General features: G+C 72.7%; 18 protein-coding genes and 2 pseudogenes. 4 read left to right on the forward strand and 16 right to left on the reverse strand.

The genetic code is table 11. From position 1 onward, the window contains the following. Positions 1 to 82 precede the first annotated feature (82 nt). On the forward strand, positions 83 to 1,399 hold the full coding sequence (locus V4Y04_RS15970) for an ABC transporter substrate-binding protein (protein ID WP_332428666.1): 1,317 nt from the start codon (positions 83 to 85) through the stop codon (positions 1,397 to 1,399). A gap of 115 nt (positions 1,400 to 1,514) precedes the next feature. Here the strand turns inward: V4Y04_RS15970 and V4Y04_RS15975 are convergent, their stop codons facing one another. Next, positions 1,515 to 3,266, reverse strand: a complete 1,752-nt coding sequence (locus V4Y04_RS15975; protein WP_332428667.1) for a hypothetical protein — start codon at positions 3,264 to 3,266, stop codon at positions 1,515 to 1,517. A gap of 334 nt (positions 3,267 to 3,600) precedes the next feature. Continuing rightward, positions 3,601 to 4,986, reverse strand: coding sequence for a transcriptional regulator (locus tag V4Y04_RS15980; RefSeq protein WP_332428668.1), 1,386 nt, complete (start codon positions 4,984 to 4,986; stop codon positions 3,601 to 3,603). A gap of 338 nt (positions 4,987 to 5,324) precedes the next feature. On the opposite strand from V4Y04_RS15980, the gene V4Y04_RS15985 reads away from it, so the two are divergent. Beyond that, positions 5,325 to 6,086, forward strand: coding sequence for a bifunctional DNA primase/polymerase (locus V4Y04_RS15985; RefSeq protein WP_332428670.1), 762 nt, complete (start codon positions 5,325 to 5,327; stop codon positions 6,084 to 6,086). 541 nt (positions 6,087 to 6,627) lie between these two features. On the opposite strand, the gene V4Y04_RS15990 is transcribed toward V4Y04_RS15985, so the two are convergent. Beyond that, entirely contained in the window at positions 6,628 to 7,509 is an 882-nt protein-coding gene (locus tag V4Y04_RS15990) for an alpha/beta fold hydrolase (protein ID WP_332432865.1), read from the reverse strand. A 590-nt stretch (positions 7,510 to 8,099) separates the two neighbouring features. After that, entirely contained in the window at positions 8,100 to 8,792 is a 693-nt protein-coding gene (locus V4Y04_RS15995) for a metal-dependent transcriptional regulator (RefSeq protein ID WP_332428672.1), read from the reverse strand. Between the two features lie 262 nt (positions 8,793 to 9,054). Here V4Y04_RS15995 and V4Y04_RS16000 point away from each other — a divergent pair, with 262 nt between their 5' ends. After that, on the forward strand, positions 9,055 to 9,810 hold the full coding sequence (locus V4Y04_RS16000; protein ID WP_332428673.1) for an SIS domain-containing protein: 756 nt from the start codon (positions 9,055 to 9,057) through the stop codon (positions 9,808 to 9,810). Positions 9,811 to 9,914: 104 nt separating this feature from the next. On the opposite strand, the gene V4Y04_RS16005 is transcribed toward V4Y04_RS16000, so the two are convergent. The 3 genes from V4Y04_RS16005 to V4Y04_RS16015 all read right to left on the reverse strand — a co-directional run bounded on the left by V4Y04_RS16005 (position 9,915) and on the right by V4Y04_RS16015 (position 13,378). Then, positions 9,915 to 11,315 carry a PAS domain-containing protein gene (locus tag V4Y04_RS16005; RefSeq protein ID WP_332428675.1) on the reverse strand — a complete coding sequence of 467 codons (1,401 nt, stop codon included), beginning with the start codon at positions 11,313 to 11,315 and terminating at the stop codon, positions 9,915 to 9,917. Between the two features lie 178 nt (positions 11,316 to 11,493). Continuing rightward, positions 11,494 to 11,910, reverse strand: coding sequence for a RidA family protein (locus V4Y04_RS16010; RefSeq protein WP_332428677.1), 417 nt, complete (start codon positions 11,908 to 11,910; stop codon positions 11,494 to 11,496). A 361-nt stretch (positions 11,911 to 12,271) separates the two neighbouring features. Beyond that, entirely contained in the window at positions 12,272 to 13,378 is a 1,107-nt protein-coding gene (locus V4Y04_RS16015; RefSeq protein ID WP_332428678.1) for a citrate synthase 2, read from the reverse strand. Positions 13,379 to 13,733: 355 nt separating this feature from the next. Between V4Y04_RS16015 and pdxH the strand changes: the two genes are divergently transcribed. Then, entirely contained in the window at positions 13,734 to 14,402 is a 669-nt protein-coding gene (pdxH, locus tag V4Y04_RS16020; RefSeq protein ID WP_332428680.1) for a pyridoxamine 5'-phosphate oxidase, read from the forward strand. Here the strand turns inward: pdxH and V4Y04_RS16025 are convergent. From V4Y04_RS16025 to V4Y04_RS16060, 9 genes and pseudogenes are all read right to left on the reverse strand, one after another. Then, positions 14,392 to 15,093: a TetR/AcrR family transcriptional regulator gene (locus V4Y04_RS16025; protein WP_332428681.1), complete on the reverse strand. Its 702-nt coding sequence runs from the start codon at positions 15,091 to 15,093 to the stop codon at positions 14,392 to 14,394. The two genes, pdxH and V4Y04_RS16025, sit on opposite strands and share 11 nt — an antisense overlap. Next, the gene (locus V4Y04_RS16030; protein WP_332428683.1) at positions 15,081 to 15,815 is read right to left on the reverse strand and encodes an enoyl-CoA hydratase family protein; all 735 of its coding nucleotides are present in this window, start codon (positions 15,813 to 15,815) and stop codon (positions 15,081 to 15,083) included. Before V4Y04_RS16030 ends, V4Y04_RS16025 begins: the two co-directional genes overlap by 13 nt. Next, entirely contained in the window at positions 15,812 to 15,946 is a 135-nt protein-coding gene (locus tag V4Y04_RS37760; RefSeq protein ID WP_443080179.1) for a hypothetical protein, read from the reverse strand. Before V4Y04_RS37760 ends, V4Y04_RS16030 begins: the two co-directional genes overlap by 4 nt. A gap of 21 nt (positions 15,947 to 15,967) precedes the next feature. Beyond that, positions 15,968 to 16,189: pseudogene (locus V4Y04_RS37765) on the reverse strand (AMP-binding protein); the annotation flags it as partial. Further along, a complete protein-coding gene (locus V4Y04_RS16040) occupies positions 16,168 to 17,493 on the reverse strand; it encodes an RNA-guided endonuclease InsQ/TnpB family protein (RefSeq protein WP_332428685.1) in 1,326 nt (441 codons plus the stop codon). The gene V4Y04_RS16040 and the pseudogene V4Y04_RS37765, both read right to left, overlap by 22 nt. Positions 17,494 to 17,681: 188 nt before the next feature. Continuing rightward, positions 17,682 to 18,410, reverse strand: a pseudogene (locus tag V4Y04_RS16045) (AMP-binding protein); the annotation flags it as partial. A 181-nt stretch (positions 18,411 to 18,591) separates the two neighbouring features. Next, a complete protein-coding gene (locus V4Y04_RS16050) occupies positions 18,592 to 19,773 on the reverse strand; it encodes an acyl-CoA dehydrogenase family protein (protein ID WP_332428687.1) in 1,182 nt (393 codons plus the stop codon). Positions 19,774 to 19,924: 151 nt separating this feature from the next. Then, positions 19,925 to 21,850: an acetyl/propionyl/methylcrotonyl-CoA carboxylase subunit alpha gene (locus V4Y04_RS16055; RefSeq protein WP_332432866.1), complete on the reverse strand. Its 1,926-nt coding sequence runs from the start codon at positions 21,848 to 21,850 to the stop codon at positions 19,925 to 19,927. 10 nt (positions 21,851 to 21,860) lie between these two features. After that, the gene (locus V4Y04_RS16060) at positions 21,861 to 23,459 is read right to left on the reverse strand and encodes an acyl-CoA carboxylase subunit beta (protein WP_332428688.1); all 1,599 of its coding nucleotides are present in this window, start codon (positions 23,457 to 23,459) and stop codon (positions 21,861 to 21,863) included. Positions 23,460 to 23,513 lie beyond the last annotated feature (54 nt).

Consider the following 23,513-nt stretch of genomic DNA (forward strand, 5'->3'; position numbering starts at 1 on the left):
ACCCGTCAATTCACCTCTACGTCACTGTCTGTCGACCCTGGGTCACCCCACCGTTGACGATGTGGGGGAACCGTGTGTGAACATGACCGGCAGTCCGCGCAACCGCAGCCGCCTCCGCAGCGGCTTCCTCCCCCGCCGTAACTCCCGGCCGCTCGGAGCCGGCGCCCTGGCCTCGGGCGCGCTGGCCGCGACGATCCTGGTCACCGGGTGCGGAGTCGTCCCCGGCCCGGGAGGCGGCAGCGACGAACCGATCACCGTCATGACCTGGGCACCCGAGAAGACCAGCGCCACCAACAAGCCGGGGATGCCCGCTTTCGCCCAGGCGTACGCCCGCTGGGTGAACGCCGAGGGCGGCATCAACGGCCGCGAGCTCAACGTGATCACCTGCAACGAGCACAACGACAGCGTGGCCGCCTCGCGGTGCGCCCGGACCGCCGTCAAGGAGAACGCGGTCGCGGTCGTCGGCTCGTACAGCCAGCACGCCGACGCCTTCCTGCCGACCCTCGAGGGCGCCGGCATCCCGTACATAGGCGGCTACGGCATCACCACCGACGAGTTCACCAGCCCGCTGTCCTATCCCGTCAACGGCGGCCAGCCGGCGCTGCTGGCGGGCCTCGGCCGTGCCCTCGCCGATGCCTGCGGGCCGGTCACCCTGATCCGCCCCGACACCATCGCGGGCGACCAACTGCCCCCGCTGCTCGACTCGGGCCTGTCCGCGGGCGACCACGAACCGGCCGCGGACCAGCGGGCGGAGGAGGAGGCCACCGAGTACGGCGGGCAGGCGCAGCGGGCCCTGGAGAACAGCACCACCGACCCGGAGGCGGAAGGCTGCGTGGTGCCCGCCCTCGGGGACCGCACCAGCACCTTCATGGACTCCTTCCGGCGCGCCCGCGCCGACCACCCGGACGTGCGCACCGCGACCGTACTGGGCAGCGTCGACCAGACGACGATCAACACGACCGGCGGGGCGTCCAGCCCGTACGAGGGGTCGTACGTCACCGGCTGGTATCCGGCGTCGAGCGACAGTCTCTGGGAGCCGATGAAGGACGTGATCAAGAAGGAGGCGTTCGGCGACAACCGGATCGACCCCGCCGACGCCGGCGTGCAGACCACCTGGATCGCCTACACGGTGTTCAAGCAGGTCGTCGATTCGCTCGGCGACGGCGAGGTGAGCGCCGACACCGTGACCCGGACACTGAACGGCGGCCTGAAGGTCGACACGGGCGGGCTCACCCCCACCCTGCGCTGGCAGTTCCAGGACAAGCTGGCCGCCGTCGGCTTCCCCCGACTGGTCAACGCCAACGTGACCTTCCAGGAGGTCAAGGACGGCCGGCTCGTGGCCGGCCGCGACGGTTTCATCGACGTGACGGACACGCTGCACAACACCGACCTGACCTGACGCGGCGGGACGCGAGCCGCCCGCCACCGCCGCTCCGCCGTCCTCGTCGTTCTCCGTCGGCCCCGCTCCGGATCCGGCACCGGTCGCCCGGGCCGGACTCCGGATCCGGCACCGGTCACAGGTCGGTCGGCTGCCGTTCGGTCAGGCTGTGCTGCTTGGCGATCGTGTTCCACAGCTGGGCGGCCTTGGTCTTCTCGGCGGTCGCGGTACCGCTGTCCTTGTTGGCCGCCTGGGTCTCCCCGGTCGTGCGGGCCTGGCCCTTCCGGCAGCCCTTCTTGCCCGCCGTCTGGTCGGCCCAGGCCGCGTAGTGGTTGTCGGCCGACGCCGACGCCTGCCACGCCTTGGTGAGTGCGTCGGTGAGCGCCGCGTGGTCGGGCAGCTTGTCCACCGACAACCGGGAGAGGTCGGTGACCAGCTGGTTACGCTGCCCGGCCGCTTCCCGCAGGTCCTGGGCCGCCTGCTGGAGATCCTTGCAGGCCTTCACCTTCTCCACCGCGCTGATCACCGTGGACCGGCTGTCGCCGCTGTGGGCCAGCAGCTTGTCCAGCTCGACGGCCTGCTCCTGGACCGGGTCGACGGACGGCTCGGCGGACGGCTCGGCCGACGGCGCCTCGCTCGCGGGCCCGGTGGCGGAGACCGGCTGCTTCTTGCCGTCGTCCTCGCCCCCGCCGCCGAGCAGCGCGCCCGCGCCGACGCCGAGGACTACGAGTCCGACGCCGACCGCCGCGATCAGCGGCACCTTCGACCCCGTACGGCCACCCCGGCCGCCCCGGCTCCCGGCGTTGCTCTCGCGGGCGGCACGGCGACCGCCGCCGCCCTGCCCGCCCTGCCCGCCCTGTCCGGCCTGCGGGTAGGCGGGCTGCGGGTGCTCGATGCGGGGCATCTGCTGAGTGGACCCGGCCGGGCTCTCGTCGCCGCCCGAGGTGCGGAAAAGGTTGTCGAACTCGGCGGGGGGCTGTCGGTCGCCTTCGCCGGTGGGGGCACCGGGCGCGACTCCGTACGGCGCGCCCTGGGGCCGGTCGGTCACCGGGGCCATGAACTGGGTGGCTTCGGCATCGGGGTTGCCCGCGGGCGCCGGCGGTCCGCCGGCCCGGCCCTGCGCGGGCGGGCCCGGGTACCGGGTCGCCTCGGAGTGATGTGCGGCGGGCATCTCGGGAGGCAGTGCTCCCGGGCCCACCGGGGGTATGAACTGCGTCGCGCCCTCGTCCATGGGCGCGGCGGGCACCGGCGGCAGGAACTGGGTGGCCCCCTCCGTCCCGCCGGGCAGCGCGCCCGCGCCGCCGGAGCCGTACGCGCCGGTGTGGGCGCCGTACCCGGAGCCGTGCTGCGGCGGCATCGGAGCGCTCCCGCCCTGCTGCCCGTAGCCGTCCGGTCCTCCGGCCGCCGAGCCGTAGGCGGCACCACCGTGCTGTCCGCCGTAGCCGGGGTCCTGGCCGGTGGCCTGCGGCGGCACCGGGGCGGACGGGCCGCCGGTGCCCGGGCCGTACGAGGAGTGGGGGCCGTGGGCCGGGGCCTGGGCGCCCTCGGGCGGCAGCGGGCCCGGACCCTGCTGTCCCGCGGCCGGTCCCTGCGCGCCCCAGGAGGCCGGCTCCTGCGTGCCCCACTGCTGGGCGGGCGGGGACTGCCACTCCTGGCCGGACGGCGGCGGGGACTGCGCGGGCGGCTGCTGCTGCTCGGGCCCCCATGACGTGCCCCAGGTCTGGCCGCCGGGCGGCGCCGAGGCGGGCTCCCGCCCGCCCGGCGCGACCGGACCGGCCGCGGCACCCGTCATGCCCGGCAGCAAGGGCTCGCCGCCGTCGGAGGGCAGCACGATGCCTTCGCGCGCGGGCCGCGCCGCGGGCTCCTCGCCCTGTCCACTCTGCGTCACCGGGACTCCTACCCATGGGGGACCTTGCGGATCGTCGGCTCACGCTACCGGGTCCCCGGAGCCCGGTGCCACGCAGCACAGGACGTGACCTCATGCCCTGTGAGCGCGGTAACAAAACCGGATCACCGCACGCTGTTCATGTCACCTCTCCCACTCCGCTCCCGTATCAACTCCGCATCGCCCGCACGTTCACTCGGAATCACCCGAAATGTTCACCACCCGCCGTCCGCCACCGAGTTCACCCGACGCCCGGAATCCTGATCACACCACGCCCCTGCCGCGCCCGGCCGTCGCGCTGTCGCGGTGTCGTTCCCACGTCGCCGCGGTGTCGTGCTCACGCCGCCACGGGCAGGGCCATGCGCGCGCCGAACTCCCTTACCACCGGCTCCTCCTGATAGGGCTCCAGTCGCTGCTGGAAGTCCTCCAGGTACTCGGCGCCCCGGTGGGACCTGAGCCCGTCCAGCAGTTCCACCGCCTTCAGACCCGTGCTGCAGGCCTGTTCCACCTCCCGCTGCTGCACCTGCGCCGTGGCGAGCAGGACATAGCCGATCGCCCGGCGCCGCACCCGCGACCCGGGATGCCCGGCCAGCGCCTCGCGCGCACACCGCGCGGCGGCCTCGGCCTGCCCCAGGTCCCGATGGCAGTGCGCCAACTCGTCGGCCAGATAGGCCTCGTCGAAATGGGTGATCCACACGGGGTCGTCCCCCGAGGCCGGGTCGGCCGCCTCCATGGCGCCGATCGCACGCCCGGCCGCTTCCTGCGCGGCGTGCGCGTCACCCATCAGCGCGTGTCCGCGCGCCTCCGCCGCACGGAACATCGCCTCCGCGCGGGGTGTCGTCCGCCCTCGCGCGCCTTCCTGCGCGGCACGCGCCAACTGCGCGATCTCGCGCGGGTTTCCGAGCTGCACGGCCAGATGGCTCATGGAGGCGGCGAGCACGTACCCGCCGTACCCGCGGTCGCCGGCCGCCTGGGCCAGCCGCAGCGCCTGGATGTAGTAGCGCTGGGCGAGGCCCGGCTGTCCGGTGTCGACGGCCATGTACCCGGCCAGTTCGGTCAACCGGGCGACCGCCGCGAACAACTCGCGCCCGACGGCCTCCCGGTACGAGCCGGCGAGCAGCCCGGAGACCACGCTGTTGAGGTAGTGCACGACGACCGGACGCACATGCCCACTGCCGTACTGGTGGTCCAGGTCCACCAGGGACTGCGTCATGGCCCGCACGGCTTCCACGTCGGACCGCCCGACCCGCGGCCCCGCTGAGCGCGCCACCTGCGGGTCGGGGGCGGAGATCAGCCAGTCCCGGCTCGGCTCCACCAGCGCGGACGCGGCGACGGAGGAGCCGGACAGGAAGTCCCGCCGGCCCACGTCGCTGCGCCACAGCTCACAGACCTGCTCTATGGCCCCCAGTACCGTCGGCGAGAACTGGAGACCGACACCCGACGCGAGGTTCTTGCCGTTGGCCATGCCGATCTCGTCGATCGTGACCGTACGGCCCAGCTTGCGCCCGAGTGCCTCCGCGATGATCGCCGGTGCCCGGCCCCGCGGCTGCTGTCCGCGCAGCCAGCGGGCCACCGACGTCTTGTCGTACCGCAGGTCGAGGCCGTGCTCGGCGCCGCACAGGTTGACTCTGCGGGCCAGCCCGGCGTTGGAGCATCCGGCTTCCTGGATGAGCGCCTGCAGCCGTTCGTTCGGCTGCCGCGCGACGAGAGGCCTTGCGGCCATGGCGTACCCCCTGAGGCTGCGGTGCCTGCCCACGCACCGAGTTGACGTGTCTTCGGCGGCCGGACCCGCCCATCCCCTGACAACTCCCCTCGTGAAGGGACGAAAGTTCCGGCCGTGAAGATCAATGCCCCGCCGAGGTGCCGAAGATGCGAGGCATGTACTAATTGCCGAGGTAACGGCGGATGCCGGCCCCGTTCTGGCTACCCACCCTTGGCTACCCACCCGCAAAGACCGATCCTCCTGCGCGCCCCCGCACATGCGCCCATGCGCCCCGGCCGGGGAGCGAGTGCCCCTCTCGCGCCGGGGCGCGGGCGTAACCCCTGGTGGCGGACGTAGTTGTGTTCATCGTGGAAGAGACGATCCCGGGCACCGATGCCGGACAGATCCCGAAGCAGCGCGGGGAAACCCTGCTGGACACCGCGGTTCGCTATACCGAGGAGCGCCACTGGGACGTGTTCCCGGGCACGTGGCTGGAGGCCGTCGACGGGGTGCACCGCTGCTCGTGCGGTGTCGTCGAGTGCCCGGCGCCCGGCGCACACCCGGCGCGCTCCGACTGGGCGGGCCAGGCGACCGGCAGCACGACGGCCGTCCGCCGCATGTGGCAGACGTGGCCGACAGCCTCGATCCTGCTGCCCACCGGCCACTCCTTCGACACGATCTCCGTCCCCGAGACGGCCGGATTCCTGGCGCTGGCCCGGATGGAGCGGATGGAACTGGCGCTCGGTCCGGTGACCCTGACGCCCGCCCGGCGCATGGAGTTCTTCGTGCTCCCCGGTGCCGCGGCGAAGGTGCCGGGCCTGGTCCGCTCCCTGGGCTGGTCGCTGTCCCCGCTCGATCTGTCCGTGCGGGGCGAGGGTGCGTACGTGGCGGCGCCGCCCACGCGGTTCGGGTCCAGGGGAGCCGTGCAGTGGGCCAGCAGGCCGACACCGGCGAACCGGTGGCTGCCGGATGCCACGGAGCTGATCTCGCCGCTGGCGTACGCGTGCGGCCGGGACCGGCAGGACCGCCGGGAGCGCCGGGAGCTGCGGGACCAGCGGGACCAGCAGGAGCGCCGGGAGCTGCGGGACCAGCGGGAGCGCCGGGAGTTGCGGGAGCGGTAGGAACGGCGAAGGCGGTGGAGGCGGTGGGGCACGCGTCGGGAGAGGATCTCGGCCGCACGGCCCGTCCCCCCGCCGGAGGGGCCCCCGTGGGGCGCCTCGTTCGGCCTCGCCCGACGGATCCCCCCGCAGAGTGGGGAGGCGACCGTGCGCAACCTTTCCTCGACCGGTTACTGCCCGCGGGACCTACCGGTACGGCCGTGGAACGCGGCCTCCGCTATGGATCTCCTCACAGTGGGCCGGGCTTCGGTCCGGTGGTGAAACGATTCCGGAAAGGACAACCGGCAGGTCGTACGGTTCACCGCGAACGCCCGCTGGAGGATCACGGCCGGCGGCGACCTGTCCCTGCCGGAATCGGCGACGTGCGGGTCACGTGGTCCCGCGGTCTTCCCTCCGTACCGTCCATCGCCCACCGTGACCGTGACCGTGATCAGGACGCGGCCGGCAGGTACTTCGCGTCGTCCCCGTGGGCGGGACCGGGCCCGTCGCGCCGCCCGGGACCTCATCCCGTGGCCGGCATCGACCTGGGCCCCGGGCCCGGGGCTCAGGCGTCCTGGAGGGCGTCCAGGAACGGTTCGATGGCGGCGCGCCAGGCGTCGGGCTGGTCGTAGTGGACGAGGTGACCGGCGTCGGCCACCTCCGCGTACCGGCCGCGGGGCAGGACCCGGACCATCTCCTGGGCCTCCGCGCGGCCCAGTTCACCGTCGAGGCCGCGGACCACCAGGGCCGGGCACCGCACCTGGGCCAGCTCCTCCCAGTGCGCGTCGTACACCCAGGTCTCGCGGGAGCGGAGCATCTGGCCGAAGTCGAAGACCGGCCGCCAGCCGTCCGGGGACTCGGCCATCACCTCGGCGTAGAACTCACCGCGGGCCGGGTTCGGCCGCTCCACCCAGGGGTCGTCCTCGCCGAACCACTTGCGGACGTCGGCGAGGGTGGCGAACGGAACGGGCCAGGCCTCGAACCACTGGGCCCACTCGTGCTGCGAGGCGGCCCCGAGCGCGGAGGCCCGCATGTCACAGATGATCAGCCCGCGCACCAGATCGGGTCGTTTGGCGGCCAGTTGCCAGGCGGTCAGGGCGCCCATGGCGTGGCCGATGAGGACGGCCGGGCCGAGGCCCAGCTGCTCGAGGGCGGTTTCGGTGTCGTCGACGTAGGCGTCACGGGTGAACGAGGCCTGCGGGGGCTTGTCGCTGCGGCCGTGGCCGCGCTGGTCCAGGGCGACCGCCCGGTACCGCTCGGAGAGCCGGCGGGCGGTGGACGCCCAGTGCGAGGCACGGCCCATGAGCCCGTGGAGTAACAGCACGCTCGGGGCTCCGCTCCCGGTGGTGTGCTCCGTCGGGTCGCTGCCGGTCTTGGGCGGATCGCCGAACTCCCAGGCGGCGAGACGTACACCGTCCGCCCCCGTCACATCGATGCGTCGCGCCATCGTCTTGGCACCCCCAGCTCGCTGCTTGCCGTGCTGCTTGCCCTGCCTGCTGTCGCCGCCCACACGCTATCGAATGCGCTTTCGAGAAGGCGGTTCCAGCCGTCAACACCCCTCATACGAGTGACCCGGCACGGGGATTGATCGCCGCGGCCGGGGGGAGATCTCCAACGGGAGGCGGACCTCTCGGGGAAATTGGTCCGCAGGGAATGACCCTGGGAGCTCGGGGCTCCGGGTCAGCACAGGGGAGGACAGGCCCCGGCGCCGTGCGGCGCCGGGGCTCCTCACGTGGTCACGGCACATCCTCCCGCCCCTCCCCGGCCGGGTGACAGCACGGTCGACCCGGCCAAGAGCCCCTCAGGTCATATGCCTCACGCGACAGCCTCGCACGCGAACCGGGTGAGCGCTGCGCTTCGGCGCACTCGGCCCGGATTCGGCGCGATCGCACCGGCGTCACGACGCTTCCGGATCAACTCCCCTTCACAGCAACCGAGTTGACAGGAAAAGAACGCGTGTCCACGGCGCCGGCACACCACCGGCACCGTGCCGACGCCCACCCCTGCCCGGCCGCCGTCCACCGGCCGGACCCGGAACTACGGCTTGGCGACGAACACATGGGAGGCGACGTCCCTCGCCAGCTCGGCCACCTCACCGCTGCTGCCCACCAGCACACCGCCCGCCGACTCCGTCACGCTGACCACCGAACCGGGCTGGACACCCGCCCGGCGCAGCGTGTACATCAGCTGCGCGTCCGTCTGGATCGGCTCGCCGATACGGCGCACCACGACCGTCTTGCCCTCGGGACCCGGGTCGAGATCGGCCAGGGACACCATGCCCTCGTCCAGGAACGGGTCGGCGCCGTCCTTCTCGCCCAGCTCCTCCAGGCCCGGGATCGGGTTGCCGTAGGGCGACTCGGTGGGATGCCGCAGCAGCTCCAGCACGCGGCGCTCGACGGCCTCGCTCATCACGTGCTCCCAGCGGCAGGCCTCGGCGTGCACCTGCTCCCACTCCAGGCCGATCACGTCGACGAGCAGACACTCGGCGAGGCGGTGCTTGCGCATCACACGGGTGGCGAGCCGGCGGCCCTCGTCGGTGAACTCCAGATGCCGGTCGGCGGCGACGGACACCAGGCCGTCACGCTCCATGCGGGCCACCGTCTGGCTGACCGTCGGCCCGCTCTGGTCGAGCCGCTCCGCGATCCTGGCGCGCATGGGGACCACGCCTTCCTCCTCCAGCTCGAGGATGGTGCGGAGATACATCTCCGTGGTGTCGATCAGTCCGGACATACGTGCCCCTCGATGAGATCTGCGATTGGCTCTGCCGGAGGCTGGACGGCTCACCGGCGCATGCGCTGGCCCTGAACTCAATTCTGACGCATGGCGCCGACAACCGAGCCGCACCGTGGAGCGAAAGGTATGCACGGAGTGGTACACGGTTGGTACGGGGCCGCCGCGGAGGGCTCCCCCGGCCCCTCGGGCCGCCATATTGACAGGGTACTGGTCCGGACCGCACGGTGATCGGCAGCAGTCCACCCCGAAGGGATGCCGCATGAGCGACCGCACGCCGGCCGGCCGGTTCCTCGATGCCGCGATCGGCCTGCTGCACCGGGTCCGCGACGAGGAGGCCGACTCCGTCGCGGCCGCGGGCGCCCTGCTCGCCGACACGGTCGCGGACGGCGGACGCCTCTTCGCCTTCGGCGCCGGCCACTCCTCGCTCGCCGCGCAGGACATCGTCTACCGCGCGGGTGGACTCGCCCTGATGAACCTGCTCGCCGTCCCGGGCGTCGTCGGCGTCGACGTGATGCCGGCCACCCTCGGCTCGGCCCTCGAACGCGTCGACGGGCTCGCGAGCGCCGTGCTCGACTCGTCCCCGGCCCGCGCGGGCGACGCGCTGGTGATCGTCTCCCTGTCCGGGCGCAACGCGCTCCCCGTGGAGATGGCCATGAACGCCCGCGCCCTGGGTCTGAAGGTCATCGGCGTGACCTCGGTGGCGTACGCGACGGAGACGACGTCCCGGCACGTGTCGGGGACGTACCTCAAGGACCACTGCGATCTCGTCCTGGACTCCAAGATCGCGGTCGGCGACGCGGAGCTGGCCCTGGACCACGTCCCCGCCCCCTTCGCCCCCGCCTCCACCGTCGTCACCACGGCTCTCCTCCAGGCGGTCATGGCCACCGCGGCCGCCACCCTGGCCGACCGCGGCATCGAGCCGCCCCTCCTGCGCTCCGGCAACGTCGACGGCGGCCACGACTGGAACGGCCGCATCCTGGAGCAGTACGGAGACCGGATCTTCTACCGGCACTGAGCCCCGCCGCCCCTTCGGGCACCCGGCCGCCGTCGCCACCGCGCCGCCGTCACCCGGACCGCCGTCGCCGTTGCGCCGCCGTCACTCCGGCCACCGGGCCGGTTTCACTCCCGTTGCCCGGCCGCCCCCATCAGATCCAGGGCCGCAGCGATGCGGTGGGCCACGTCCTCCGCGTACATCGCGTCGGGGCGTTCGAAGGCGTTGCGTCCCGGGCCCCGCAGAAACGTCACGGCACCGAGCGTCCGGCCCCGGCTGCGCAGCACCGTGCACAGGGCGTGCGCCGCGTCCTCCGGCCACTGCCGGGACACCGCCCACACCCGCGCCTCCTGGGCCGGCGCCTCCCCCGCGTCGGCCCGTACGGAACCGGCCCGCTCGACGCACCGCAGGGCGGGATGGCCCTGGCTGTACAGCACCGGCAGACCTGCCTGCCCGGCGAGCCTGCTCGGTCCCGGCGCCCCGGACGGAGTGGCCGCGATCCGCACCAGGCGGACCCCGCCGGCGCTCTCCACGTCACCCGCGCCCCCGTCGGCCACCCGGTCGATCAGCGCGTGGTCGGCGAATCCGGCGAGCGCGAAGTCCAGGTGGACGGTGACGGCCTCCGCCGGGTCCTCGCACTCGGCCGCCGCCCGCGCCGCCCGGTGCAGTTGCTGCGCCCGGAAGCGCACCAGCGACGCCTCCTGCTCGCTCTGCCGGAGCTCGGTCACGTCCTGGAACAGCCAGCCCACGCCGAGCGGCACCGGCTCCTCCGCCAGCGGCGACGCCAGCCGTACGAAGCCGCACCGCCAGCACCGCCGCCGCTCGCCCTCCGGCTCCCGCACACTCACCCAGATCTCGGCGGGCGCGGGCGGAGCGCCCTGGGCCAGCACATGGGTCAGCGCGCTCTCCAGCTCCTCCACACCCTGCGACAACAGCTCCCCGAGCGGCCGTCCCAGCACGGAGGTGCGCCCGGTGCCGAGCGCCTTCGCCGCGTGCGCGTTCACCACGGCGGGCCGCAGATCGGCGTCGACGAGGACGACACCCCAGCTCGCCTCCTCCAGCAGCGCCTCACTCAGCGCGATCGACCGCTCCAGGTCGATCTGCGTGTGCACCTCGCTGAACGCGCAGTACACACCCGCCGGTTTCCCGTCGGGTCCGCGTACGGCCGCGGACTGCGTCCGCACCAGTACCCGGCCGCCGTCCTTGGTCAGCAGCGCGAACTCGTGCACCTGCCGGCCCGAGGCGTCCATGGCGGACATCAGCCGCCCCTCGACCTCCGCGGCGTCCGCGCCGCGCACCGCCCATCCGGCGAAGCCCTGCCGTCCCACGGCCTCGGCCGCGGTCCAGCCGAGAATGCGCTCCGCCTCGCGGTTCCAGTGCGTCACCACCGCGTCCGCGTCGAAGGCGCACAGGGCGGCGTCCATGCCGTCCAACAACGCGGCCAGCAGATCGGAACCGTCCGGACTCTCCCGCCCGGGCTCGTCGGGCCCCAGTTCGTCGGTGGTCCCACCATGCCGGGAAGCACTCATCCGGACACCCCCTGCAGCTGCGTCCTCCGTACGGCACGTCGGTCCGCCCACTTGTCATCATTCAACGTGAACGTGACTCAGCGCACACCGGGTTCCCGCAACATCGAGAAAATCGTTGTATGCCACCGGCATTCCGCACGCGGTCACGCCCGGCCCGCCCGCCGCCCTCGCCCCTGTCTCAGCCGCCGCCGTGCGGCCTCCCTCCGCTCCCCCGCCGGGCGTCCACCTCGATCTCGATCCGCATCCGGGGGTCGGCGAGCTCGCACACCTGCATGGTGGCCGCGGGCCGGACCTCGCCGAAGCGGCGCCTGAGCACGGGCCAGCACGGCTCGAAGTCCTCCCGCGCGGGCAGCAGATAGCGCACCCGCAGCACGTCGGCGAAGGTGCATCCCGCCTCGTCCAGGGCCGCTTCGATGTTCCGCAGGCACTGTTCGGCCTGCTCGACCACGCCGTCGGGGATCGTCATGGTCGCGTAGTCGAACCCGGTGGTCCCGGACACGTACACCCGGTCTCCGTCCACCACGGCCCGCGCGTAGCCGATCCGCTCCTCGAACTCCGACCCGCTCACGATCGCCCGCCGCCCCGTGTCTCCCATCCGCCGCACGGTAGGTGACCAGGAGCGACACGTCCAACGGTCAATATCTCGAAAAACCGGTTGATCGGACGGCGGGGTGGTTCCTAGAGTGGCGGTATTCCGGAAAGGAGGTGGTTCGGCAGATGTATTCATACCGGACGGAAGAGGTGGCTGCGGGCCAGTAGCCCGTCGCCGTACTCGGTTCGGCGCCGGACCAGCGTGTGCGTGATGCACGCGACCGGCCCAATCCACGCAGTCGCCCGACCCGCGAGCCGCCGGTACGTCCGGCCGGCCCTCCTCCGGAGGACCAGGCTCGCGGGTCGTCTGCGTTTCGGGGAGCCCCGGACCATCGGAATCCGGGCTCCCGTCGGGCTCCGAGGGCTCAGGCCCGGTCGGCGATGTCCGCGTAGCCCTCGATCTCCTTCGGGTCGCGGCTGCCGGGGCCCATGTAGCGGGCGGAGGGGCGGACCAGGCGGCCGGTGCGCTTCTGCTCGAGGATGTGGGCCGACCAGCCCGCGGTACGGGCACAGGTGAACATCGACGTGAACATGTGGGCCGGCACCTCGGCGAAGTCCAGGACGATGGCGGCCCAGAACTCGACGTTGGTGGCCAGGACGCGGTCGGGACGGCGGGCGTGGAGCTCGGCCAGGGCGGCCTTCTCCAGTGCCTCGGCGACCTCGAAGCGCGGGGCCCCGAGATCGCGCGCGGTGCGGCGCAGCACGCGGGCGCGGGGGTCCTCGGCACGGTAGACGCGGTGGCCGAAGCCCATGAGGCGCTCACCCCGGTCGAGGACCCGCTTCACATACGCCTCGGCGTCCCCGGTGCGTTCGATCTCCTCGATCATGCCGAGGACGCGCGAGGGCGCACCGCCGTGCAGGGGCCCCGACATGGCGCCGACGGCACCCGAGAGGGCCGCGGCCACGTCCGCGCCGGTGGAGGCGATGACGCGGGCCGTGAAGGTGGAGGCGTTCATGCCGTGCTCGGCGGCGGAGGTCCAGTACGCGTCGACGGCGGCGACGTGCTTGGGGTCGGGTTCGCCGCGCCAGCGGATCATGAAGCGTTCGACGACGGAGTCCGCCTTGTCGATCTCGCTCTGCGGGACCATGGGCCGGCCCTGGCCGCGCGCGGACTGGGCGACGTAGGAGAGGGCCATGACGGCGGCGCGCGCGAGGTCGTCGCGGGCCTGCCCGGCATCGATGTCGAGGAGCGGTTTCAGGCCCCAGACGGGGGCCAGCATGGCGAGCGCGGACTGGACGTCCACACGGACGTCACCGGAGTGGACGGGGATCGGGAAGGGCTCGGCGGGCGGCAGGCCGGGGTTGAAGGCACCGTCGACGAGAAGGCCCCAGACGTTCCCGAAGGAGACGTGCCCGACCAGATTCTCGATGTCGACGCCCCGGTACCGGAGGGCGCTGCCCTCCTTGTCCGGTTCGGCGATCTCCGTCTCGAACGCGACGACTCCTTCGAGCCCGGGTACGAAGTCGGACATCAGGCGGCTCCTCATGATGTGGGCGACGGGTGATGGTGCGGGTGGGACGACCACGCGTCGGCCGGTCGGTGGGTCGATCGGTCGGTAACCGGTCGGTCTGTCGAGGTGGGTGCGCGTCCGAAGGCTCCGCGGTCGTCATCACGAGGACTCGCGGTCCGGGACGTCACCCCTGTGATGCCCGGCTGGCAGCCAGCCAATCGGACCACTGCCCAGCACGATATCCCTGAGTGCCATTTTTGGGGAGGGTTCGCGGCACTCAGTGCCACACTGTCGCGGGCGGGCCTCCCTCCGGACCTCTCCTCCCGACCCGCGGACACCCTGCCCGCACCCTCCTCGCATACGGCAGGATGACGGCGTGACCGACCGAGACGCTGTCCCCCTCGATCTCGCCTCGATGCGCAAGCAGTACCGGGCCGAGGGGCTTTCCGAGACCGGCCTGGCCGCCACCCCCGTCGAGCAGTTCGCACGCTGGTTCGGGCAGGCGGCGACGGACGGCGGCCTCTTCGAGCCGAACGCGATGATCGTGTCCACGGCGGACACCCGGGGCCGGCCCAGCTCCCGCACGGTGCTGCTGAAGCACTTCGACGAGCGGGGGTTCGTGTTCTACACGAACTACGACTCCCGCAAGGGGCGCGAGCTGACCGGGAACCCGTACGTCTCGCTGCTGTTCCCGTGGCATCCGATGGCCCGGCAGGTCATCGTCACCGGAGTCGCGCGGCGCACCGGCCGGGACGAGACGGCCGCCTACTTCCGCACCCGGCCGCACGGCTCGCAGCTGGGCGCGTGGGCGAGCGGCCAGTCGTCGGTCCTGGCGGACCGTACGGACCTGGACGCGGCGTACGCGGAGCTGGCGACCCGGTATCCGGAGGGCGAGCAGGTGCCGGTCCCGCCGCACTGGGGCGGCTTCCGGGTGGCGCCGCGGGAGGTGGAGTTCTGGCAGGGCCGGGAGAACCGACTGCACGACCGCCTGCGGTACGTGGTCCGGCCGGACGGCGGCTGGCGGGTGGAACGGCTCAGTCCGTGAGCCTTCGGCCCAGTACCCCGTCCAGCAGGGCCGCCCACTGCCGTACCACCCGTTCGCGCCGGGCCGCGTCGTCGGTGAGGAGGGTGGCGAGGCCCAGGCCGCGGGCCATGTCCAGGAGGCCCTGGACGGTCTCGCGGACGCCGGGACGGGTCTCGTCGGCGGCGAGGAGTTCCACGGCGACGCGGTGGCTCTCGCGGCCGATGCGGGATTCCAGTTCGGTCACGCGGGGCCGCAGCTGTTCCTCGTTGGAGGCGGCGACCCACAGGTGGAGGGCGGCGCGGAACAGAGGCCCGGTGTAGAGGTCGATCAGGGCGGTGACCACCGCACGGCGGTCGCCGGCGGCGGTGCCGTCGGGGAAGAGGGCACGCAGGGCGGTGGAGCGTTCCTCGGCCACGTACTCCACGGCGGCCGTGAAGAGGTCCTCCCGGGTCGGGAAGTGGTGCTGGGCCGCACCCCGGGAGACGCCCGCGCGTTCGGCGACGACGAGGACCGTGGAGCCCGCCCACCCGTGTTCCGCGAGGCAGGCCACGGCGGCTTCCAGGAGGCGCTGCCGGGTGACCCGGCTGCGGTCCTGCTTGGGGACGCGTTCGGCACGGCCGGCGCGTTCGGCACGGTCGCCGAGAGCGCCGCGTTCACTGCGGTCACCGAGAGCGCCGCGTTCACTGCGGTCGGTCGTGCTCACACCGTCCATTCCGGATCCCGTCGTTCGAGGAAGGCCGTCATCCCCTCGCGCGCGGTGGCGGAGGCGAAGAGGCGGGCCGAGAGCGCGGTCAGGTCGGCGGCGTCCCGGTCGAAGGTCTCCAGCACCCTAGCCGTGAGCAGCCGTTTCGTCTCGGCCAGGGCCTCGGGGGCGGCTCGGCGCAAACCGTCGAGAACGGGGGCGAGGACCTCGTCGACGTCCTCGCCGCAGGCGGTGAGCAGGCCGATGCGGGCGGCTTCGACGGCGTCGAGGCGCTCCCCGGTGAGGTAGTAGCGGGCGAGCGCGCGCGGGTCGGTGCGGGGCAGCAGCGGCAGGGAGATGACGGCGGGGGCGACGCCGATGCGGACCTCGGTGAAGGCGAACGTGGCCGTGTCCGAGGCGGCGGCGATGTCGCAGGCGCCGAGCAGTCCCAGACCGCCCGCGCGGACGTGCCCGGTGACCCGCGCGACGACCGGTTTCGGGAGTTCGACGATCCGGCGCAGCAGGCCGGTCAGTGCCTCCGGAGCCGGCGGGTCGCGCAGGTCGGCGCCCGCGCTGAAGGTGTTCCCGGTGTGCGTGAGCACGACCACGCGGACACCGCCGTCCCGGCCGGCGTCGGTGAGCGCGTCGGCCAGTTCGGCGACGAGGGCGGCGGACAGGGCGTTGCGGCGCTCGGGGGCGTCGAGACTGAGGGTCTCGACGCCCCGCGCGCGCGTGCGGCCGATCAGGGTCACGAGAGCTCCTTGTGCTGCGCCCTGAGTTCGCGGCGCAGGATCTTCCCGGAGGCCGCGCGGGGGACGGCGTCGAGGAACGTGACCTGGCGGACCCGCTTGTACGGGGCGACGTGTTCGGCGACGTGCATCATGACCTCGCTCTTTGTGAGTCCGGGGGCGGCGGCGCTGATGACGTGATTCAGGGAGCTGAGGTCGTACTCGGTGACCAGGGGGTGCTTGGCGAGGGCCTGCACGATGGGCGGAGCCACGTACAGGCCGGTGATGCGGTGGTTCTGGATGGCCGCCAGGAACATCTCCAGGTCGAAGCGCGAGAGGATGACGACGGTGGCGCCCATGCGCAGGGGTGCGTTCATCAGGGCCGTGAGGCCGTAGATTTGACATCCTCCCCCTCTTGAAAGAGGGGGATTCCGACCCGGGCGGGTCGAGGTTCACGGGCGCTCGAGCGGCCGGTGGCCGCTGTCACCCCTCCGGCACCGGCTGCCCGCCGGGGGCGGGGGATCCCGCCCTGTCCTGCCGCGACGTTGACCGCTGCGTTCTCATCCGCGTTGCAACTGAACCCGCAGGACACGCAGACGAACTCGGCTTGGCTCTTGCGCGAGTCCTTCGCGATCCATCCGCAGGCACTGCACCGCAGCGACGTGTACGGGGCGGGCACGTCCTCGACCCGGCCCGGCGCCTTCTCCCCGGTCCGGCGGCGCAGCAGGCCCCAGCCCTGGGCGAGGACCGCCCGGTTCAGCCCGGCCTTCTGCCGCACCCGTGTACCAGGTTGTTCGATGGTTCCCTTCGCCGAGCGGGTCATGGTCGTGATGTTCAGCTTCTCGAACCGGATCAGACGGTAGGTGCGGGCGAGCATGGTGGAGGTCTTCTCGCACCAGTCCTTGCGCCGGTCCGCCTCCCGGGCCTTGATCCTGGCGACCTTGGCGTGCTCGGCGGCCTTGGCCTCGCTGCCCTTCGGCGCGCGGGCCGCGCGGCGCTGGTGCTTGCGGACCCGGGCCCGCTCGCGGGTGGTGAGCCGCGGGCAGTTCAGCCTTTGCCCGTCGGAGAGGGCGGCGGTGATCGTCACACCCCGGTCGATACCGACGATCCCGTCCGTGCTGGGCGCCTCGACCGGTTCGGGGATGATCGCGAAGGCGATGTGCCACTGCTGGTTGCGGAAGGTGACCCGGAACGTCTTCGCGGCGGGCAGCCCGGTGCGGGTGAGGCGGAAGCGGACCCAGCCGCAGCCGGGCACCTTCACCCGCGCCCAGCGCCGGTTGAGTTTCTGCACCACCACCGAGCGGCCCATGACCTGCCTGCCCTGGGAGTTCAGCCTCGGCGAACCGTCCGGATGGGACTCCGGCACGCGGTCGGTGCCGATCACCCGGAAGCCCTCATGCACATGCTTCCTGCGCCAGGTCGGCTCGCCGAACCCGGAGGCGAACCGGGCGTTCTTAGCCCTGGCGAAGTCCTGCAGCGCCTGCTGCTGCACGTCCGCGTTCCCGGCACGCAGCCACGCATTGTCCCGCCGGGCCTCGGTGAGCTGGCGGCACTGCTCGGCGAACCCGGGAGCGGACCTGCGGCCCCACTTCCAGTGCGCGTGCTGCTCGACGGCCAGGTTCCACACGTACCGGGCGTGCGCGCAGTGCCCGAGCATGACGCCCGCCTGCTCACCCGTCGGGTACATCCGGAAACGTGACATGCCGCCCAACCTAGCTCCGTCCCTCGCTCGCCTCTTCGCTTCCCACCAGGCTCACTCGAACGAGCGACCGACCCCCGCCACCGCCCCCGGCCACGCACCATCGCCCCCCTGCCCTGACCGAGCCCGCCACCGTCCTCTTCCGGGACGCCGGATCGCCCCGAAGGCGATGCGACTCCTCCTGCCCAGCTCCGCGGGAACGGGCATGCATCCCGGCCCCGAAGGACCGGGCACCCTGCCCGGCAAGAGAGGTGGAAGAACGGCAGCACGGCGAGGATGCGGTCGCCGGGTCCGGTGGTGATCAGCGGTTCGAGCTGGGCGAGGTTGGTGGCGATCTGACGGTGTGTGAGCATCACCCCCTTGGGGGTGCCGGTGGTGCCGGAGGAGTACGGCAGGGCGGCGACGTCCTCGGCGGGGTCGATGGCGACCTGCGGTTCGGGGGCGGTGGAGGCCAGCATGTCGATCAGCGAGCGGTGGCCGGGCGCGCTGTCGCAGACGAGGATCTCCTCGACGCCGCCCGCGAGTTCGGCCGCCCTGCGCGCGGTCCGGAGCAGCGGGGACACGGTGACGATCCAGCGTGCCCCGGAGTCCGCCAGCTGCTTGCCGACCTCCTCCGCGGTGGCGAGCGGGTGGACGGTGGTGACCGACGCGCCCGCGCGGGTGGCCGCGTAGAAGGCGAGCGGGAAGGCGATCGTGTTGGGGCTGTGCAGGGCGAGCACGTCGCCCTTGCGCACGCCCGTCTCGGCGAGAGCGGCGGCGACGCGCCGGTGGAACCGGTCCACCTGCTCGTAGGTGAGGGTGGTGCCGTCGGTGCCGTCGATGAGTGCCGGGGTGCTCCCGAACTCGGCGGCGCGCGCGAGCACTGCGTCGTGGATGGGGAGATCGACGGGTGGAACGTCTGCGTACTCGCTGCGGAACATGGTTCCTCCTCGCACGACGCTGTGCCGGTTCGGTACGACTCGGTACTCCTGGAGATGCCGTGACGCCTCTCAGTACTACTGGTTGCCGCCTGCTTCAGCACTACTTGGCGCTGCCCGGCGCTGCCCGGTGCTGCGCGGAACCACTGGCACTCCTGGTCCCGACCGGTGAAAGCCCCGCCTTTCAGTACGACTTGGGCAGGCCCAGGGTCTGGTGGGAGACGTAGTTCAGGATCATTTCCCGGCTCACCGGGGCGATCCGGGAGACCCTCGCTGCGGTCACCAGCGAGGCGAGGCCGAACTCGCGCGTGAGGCCGTTCCCGCCGAGGGTGTGCACGGCCTGGTCGACGGCCTTCACACAGGCCTCGGCGGCGGCGTACTTGGCCATGTTGGCGGCCTCGCCCGCGCCCACGTCGTCGCCGGCGTCGTAGAGGTGGGCGGCCTTCTGCATCATCAGGCGGGCCAGTTCGAGCTCGATGTGCGCCTGCGCGAGAGGGTGCGCGATGGCCTGGTGCGCGCCGATGGGCGCCTTCCACACCGTGCGTTCCCGCGCGTACTCGACGGCCTTGGCCAGGGCGTAGCGGCCCATGCCGATCGCGAAGGCGGCCGTCATGATCCGCTCGGGGTTGAGCCCGGCGAACAGCTGGAGCAGGCCCGTGTCCTCTCCCCCACCGACGAGGGCGCCGGCGGGCAGCCGTACGTCGTCGAGGGTCAGCTCGAACTGCTTCTCGGCGGCGCTGAGCTCCATGTCTATCTTCCGGCGGTGGAAGCCCTCGGTGTCGCGCGGGACGATGAACAGGCACGGCTTGAGGTTCCCCGTGCGGCCCTCTTCGGCGGACACGGTCTCGGTGCGGCCGACGATGAGGGTGGCGTCGGCGACGTCGACGCAGGAGACGAACACCTTGCGGCCGGTGAGCAGCCAGTCCCCGGTGTCGGGGTCGCGGCGCGCGGTGGTCGTGATGCGGTGCGAGTTGGAACCGGCGTCGGGTTCGGTGATCCCGAACGCCATGGTGCGGGTGCCGTCGGCGAGGCCCGGCAGCCACTCCCGTTTCTGTGCCTCGGTGCCGAAGCGGGCGATGACCGTGCCGCAGATGGCGGGCGAGACGACCAGCAGCAGGAGCGGGCAGCCGGCGGCGCCGAGCTCCTCGAGGACGATGGAGAGTTCGGCGACACCGCCGCCGCCACCGCCGTACTCCTCGGGCAGGTTGACGCCTAGGTAGCCGAGCTTGCCGGCGTCCGCCCAGAGTTCGGCGGCGGGCACACCTTCTTCGACGGTCCGGGTGAAGTAGGCGCGGCCGTAGCGGTTGCCGAGGGCGGAGACGGCCGCACGGAGGGCCTTGTGCTCTTCGGATTCGATGACGGGCATGAGCGCTCCTAGGGGAAGGGCTTCGCGTCAGGTGCAAGCGGTTCTCACGGCGGGGTCGCAGGTGCATGCAAACTGTGCTCTCGGCGGGGTCGCAGGTGGAACTGTGCTCGCGGCGGGGTCTCTCGGGTGCGAGCCGTTTCCGCGGCGGGCCTCAGGTGGAGGGTGTGTCCGCGGCGGGGGGCCGGTCGGGGTCCACGACGGCCAGGAGGGCGCCGACCTCCACCTGTTGTCCCTCGGCCGCGTGCAGGGCGCTCAGTGTTCCGGTGACCGGCGCGGAGATCCTGTGCTGCATCTTCATCGCCTCCAGCCAGAGCAGGGGCTCTCCGGCCTGTACGGAGGCGCCGGCGGCCAGTCCGTCCGCGACCCGTACGACCGTGCCCGGCATCGGGGCCAGCAGGGAGCCCGGCGCGAGCTGGGCGGTGGGGTCGGGGAAGCGGGGCAGGGCGGTGAGGGCGGTGCCGTCGACCCACACCCGGTCGCCGTACCGGGCGACCTCGAACCGGCGTCGGACGCCGTCCACGTCGAGCACGACGAGACCGGGATCGGCGTGCACCACCTGGACCCCGCCGGCTCCGTCGGCCCCACCGGCCCCACCGGCCCTGCCGACCCCACCGGCCCCGTCGGCGGCGAGCCCGTCCCGGGTGTGCCGGTAGCGTGCCTCGTGCTCCTCGCCGGCCAGGGCGTACCGCTTGACCTGCGGCTGCGAGGGCAGGTTGCGCCAGCCGCCGAACCGGGAGCGGCCGTGGGCGTCGGCGAGGGCGGCGACGAGCGGGGCGTACGGGTCGGGGGCCGGTTCGGTCAGCGCGGGCAGATGGCGGTCGTAGAAGCCGGTGTCCATGCGGCCTTCCGCGAACTCCGGGTGCCGCAGGGAGCGGACGAGCAGGTCCCGGTTGGTGACGGGGCCGTGGATCGCGGCCCGTTCCAGGGCGGAGGCCAGTCTGCGGACCGCCTCCGCGCGGGTGGGCGCGTGGGCGACGACCTTGGCAATCATGGGGTCGTAGTGGACGCCGATGTCGTCGCCGTCGGTGAACCCGGTGTCCAGGCGGACCGCGCCGGGAACGGCGAGGCGGTGCAGGCGGCCGGTCTGCGGTGCCCAGTCGTGGGCGGGGTCCTCGGCGTACAGGCGGGCCTCCACGGCGTGCCCGCGCGCGGAGGGCGGGTCACCGTCGAGCCGGTGTCCCTCGGCGACACGAATCTGTTCGGCGACGAGGTCGAGGCCGAACACGGCCTCCGTGACCGGGTGTTCCACCTGCAGCCGGGTGTTCATCTCCAGGAAGTGCGCCCGGCCCCCGGCAACGAGGAACTCGACGGTTCCGGCGCCGGTGTAGCCGACCGCGCGGGCGGCGCGCACGGCGAGCGCGTGGAGTTCGCCGGTGAGTTCCGCGGTCAGTCCGGGTGCCGGGGACTCCTCGATGACCTTCTGGTGGCGGCGCTGCAGGGAGCAGTCCCGGGTGCCGAGCGCCCACACCGTGCCGTGCGTGTCGGCGAGGACCTGCACCTCCACATGGCGCCCGCCCTCCACATAGGGCTCGACGAACACCTCGCCGTCGCCGAAGGCGCTCGCGGCCTCCGCGCGCGCGGCGGCCAGTTCGGCGTCCAGGTCGGCGAGGCGGCGTACTACGCGCATCCCGCGTCCGCCGCCGCCCGCGGCCGCCTTCACCAGCACCGGCAGGTCGGCCTCGGTGACCTCGCGCAGGGGTGCGATGCCCATGAGTTCCTTGGCGCGCGTCTTGGACGCCATCGCCTCGATCGCCTCCGGGGGCGGCCCGATCCACACCAGGCCGGCGTCTTGGACGGCGCGCGCGAAGCCGGCGTTCTCGGAGAGGAAGCCGTAGCCGGGGTGCACGGCGTCCGCGCCGGCCGCGAGCGCGGCCTTCACGACGAGGTCGCCGCGCAGGTACGTGTCGGCGGGCGCCGCTCCCGGAAGGCGTACGGACGCGTCCGCCACGCGCGCGTGCAGCGCGTTCCGGTCGGCGTCCGAGTGCACGGCCACCGTCCGGATGCCCAGTTCGCCGCAGGTACGGACGATCCGGCAGGCGATCTCGCCACGGTTGGCGACGAGGACAGTACTGATCACCATGTTCCCCTCACATCCGGAAGACGCCGAAGCCACCGCGCACGCCCTCGTAGGGCGCCGTGTGGACGGCCGACAGGCACAGGCCGAGGACGGTGCGGGTGTCGCGCGGGTCGATGACGCCGTCGTCGTACAGCCGCCCCGACAGGAACATGGGCAGCGACTCGGACTCGATCTGCTGCTCGACCATGGCGCGCAGTGCCGCGTCCGCCTCGTCGTCGTAGGGCCGGCCCTTCGCCGCCGCCGACTGCCGGGCGACGATGGACAGCACCCCGGCGAGCTGCTGCGGGCCCATGACGGCGGACTTGGCGCCGGGCCAGGCGAACAGGAACCGCGGATCGTACGCCCGTCCGCACATGCCGTAGTGCCCGGCGCCGTACGAGGCGCCCATGAGGACCGACAGGTGGGGGACCCTCGAGTTGCTGACGGCGTTGATCATCATGGCGCCGTGCTTGATGATGCCGCCCTGTTCGTACTCCTTGCCGACCATGTAGCCGGTGGTGTTGTGCAGGAAGAGCAGCGGGATGTCGCGCTGGTTGGCGAGCTGGATGAACTGGGCGGCCTTCTGCGACTCCTCGCTGAACAGCACCCCCCGCGCGTTGGCGAGGATGCCCACGGGATAGCCGTGCAGGGCGGCCCAGCCGGTGGTCAGGCTGGTCCCGTAGAGCGGTTTGAACTCGTCGAAGTCGGAGCCGTCGACGATCCGCGCGATCACCTCGCGCGGGTCGAAGGGGATCTTCAGGTCGCCGGGGACGATGCCCAGCAGTTCGTCCGGGTCGTACTTCGGCGGCTCGGCCGGTCCCGGGTCGGGGTAGGCCTTGCGGTGGTTGAGACGGGCCACGACCCGGCGGGCCTGTCGCAGGGCGTCCGGTTCGTCGACGGCGAAGTAGTCGGCGAGGCCCGAGACGCGCGCGTGCATCTCCGCGCCGCCCAGGGACTCGTCGTCGCTCTCCTCCCCGGTGGCCATCTTCACCAGCGGCGGACCGCCGAGGAACACCTTCGCCCGCTCCTTGACCATGATCACGTGGTCGGACATGCCGGGGATGTACGCGCCCCCGGCGGTGGAGTTGCCGAAGACGACGGCGACGGTCGGGATGCCGGCCGCCGACAGCCTGGTCAGGTCCCGGAAGATCGCCCCGCCGGGGATGAAGATCTCCTTCTGCGAGGGCAGGTCGGCGCCGCCGGACTCCACCAGGCTGATGAACGGCAGCCGGTTGGCGAGCGCGATGTCGTTCGCCCTCAGGGCCTTCTTCAGGCTCCACGGGTTGCTGGCACCGCCGCGCACCGTCGGGTCGTTGGCGGTGATCAGGCACTCCACGCCCTCGACGACACCGATCCCGGTGACCAGGGAGGCGCCGACCGTGTACTCGCTGCCCCAGGCGGCCAGCGGGGACAGTTCCAGGAAGGGGGTGTCGGGGTCGAGGAGCAGTTCGATGCGTTCGCGGGCGAGCAGCTTGCCCCGCCCGCGGTGCCGCTCGACGTATTTCTCGCCGCCGCCCGCCAGCGCCTTGGCGTGTTCGGTGTCGAGGGCGGCGAGCTTGCCGAGCATGGCCTCGCGGTGGGCCCGGTGGTCGGGGCCCGCCGTGTCCAGGGCGGATCGGAGGACGGTCACCGGAGGACCTCCGGGGCGTCCGGGGCGTCCGGGGTGCCCGGGGTGTCCGGGGCG

This window comes from Streptomyces sp. P9-A2 (assembly GCF_036634175.1).
Classification (GTDB): Bacteria; Actinomycetota; Actinomycetes; order Streptomycetales; family Streptomycetaceae; genus Streptomyces; species Streptomyces pratens.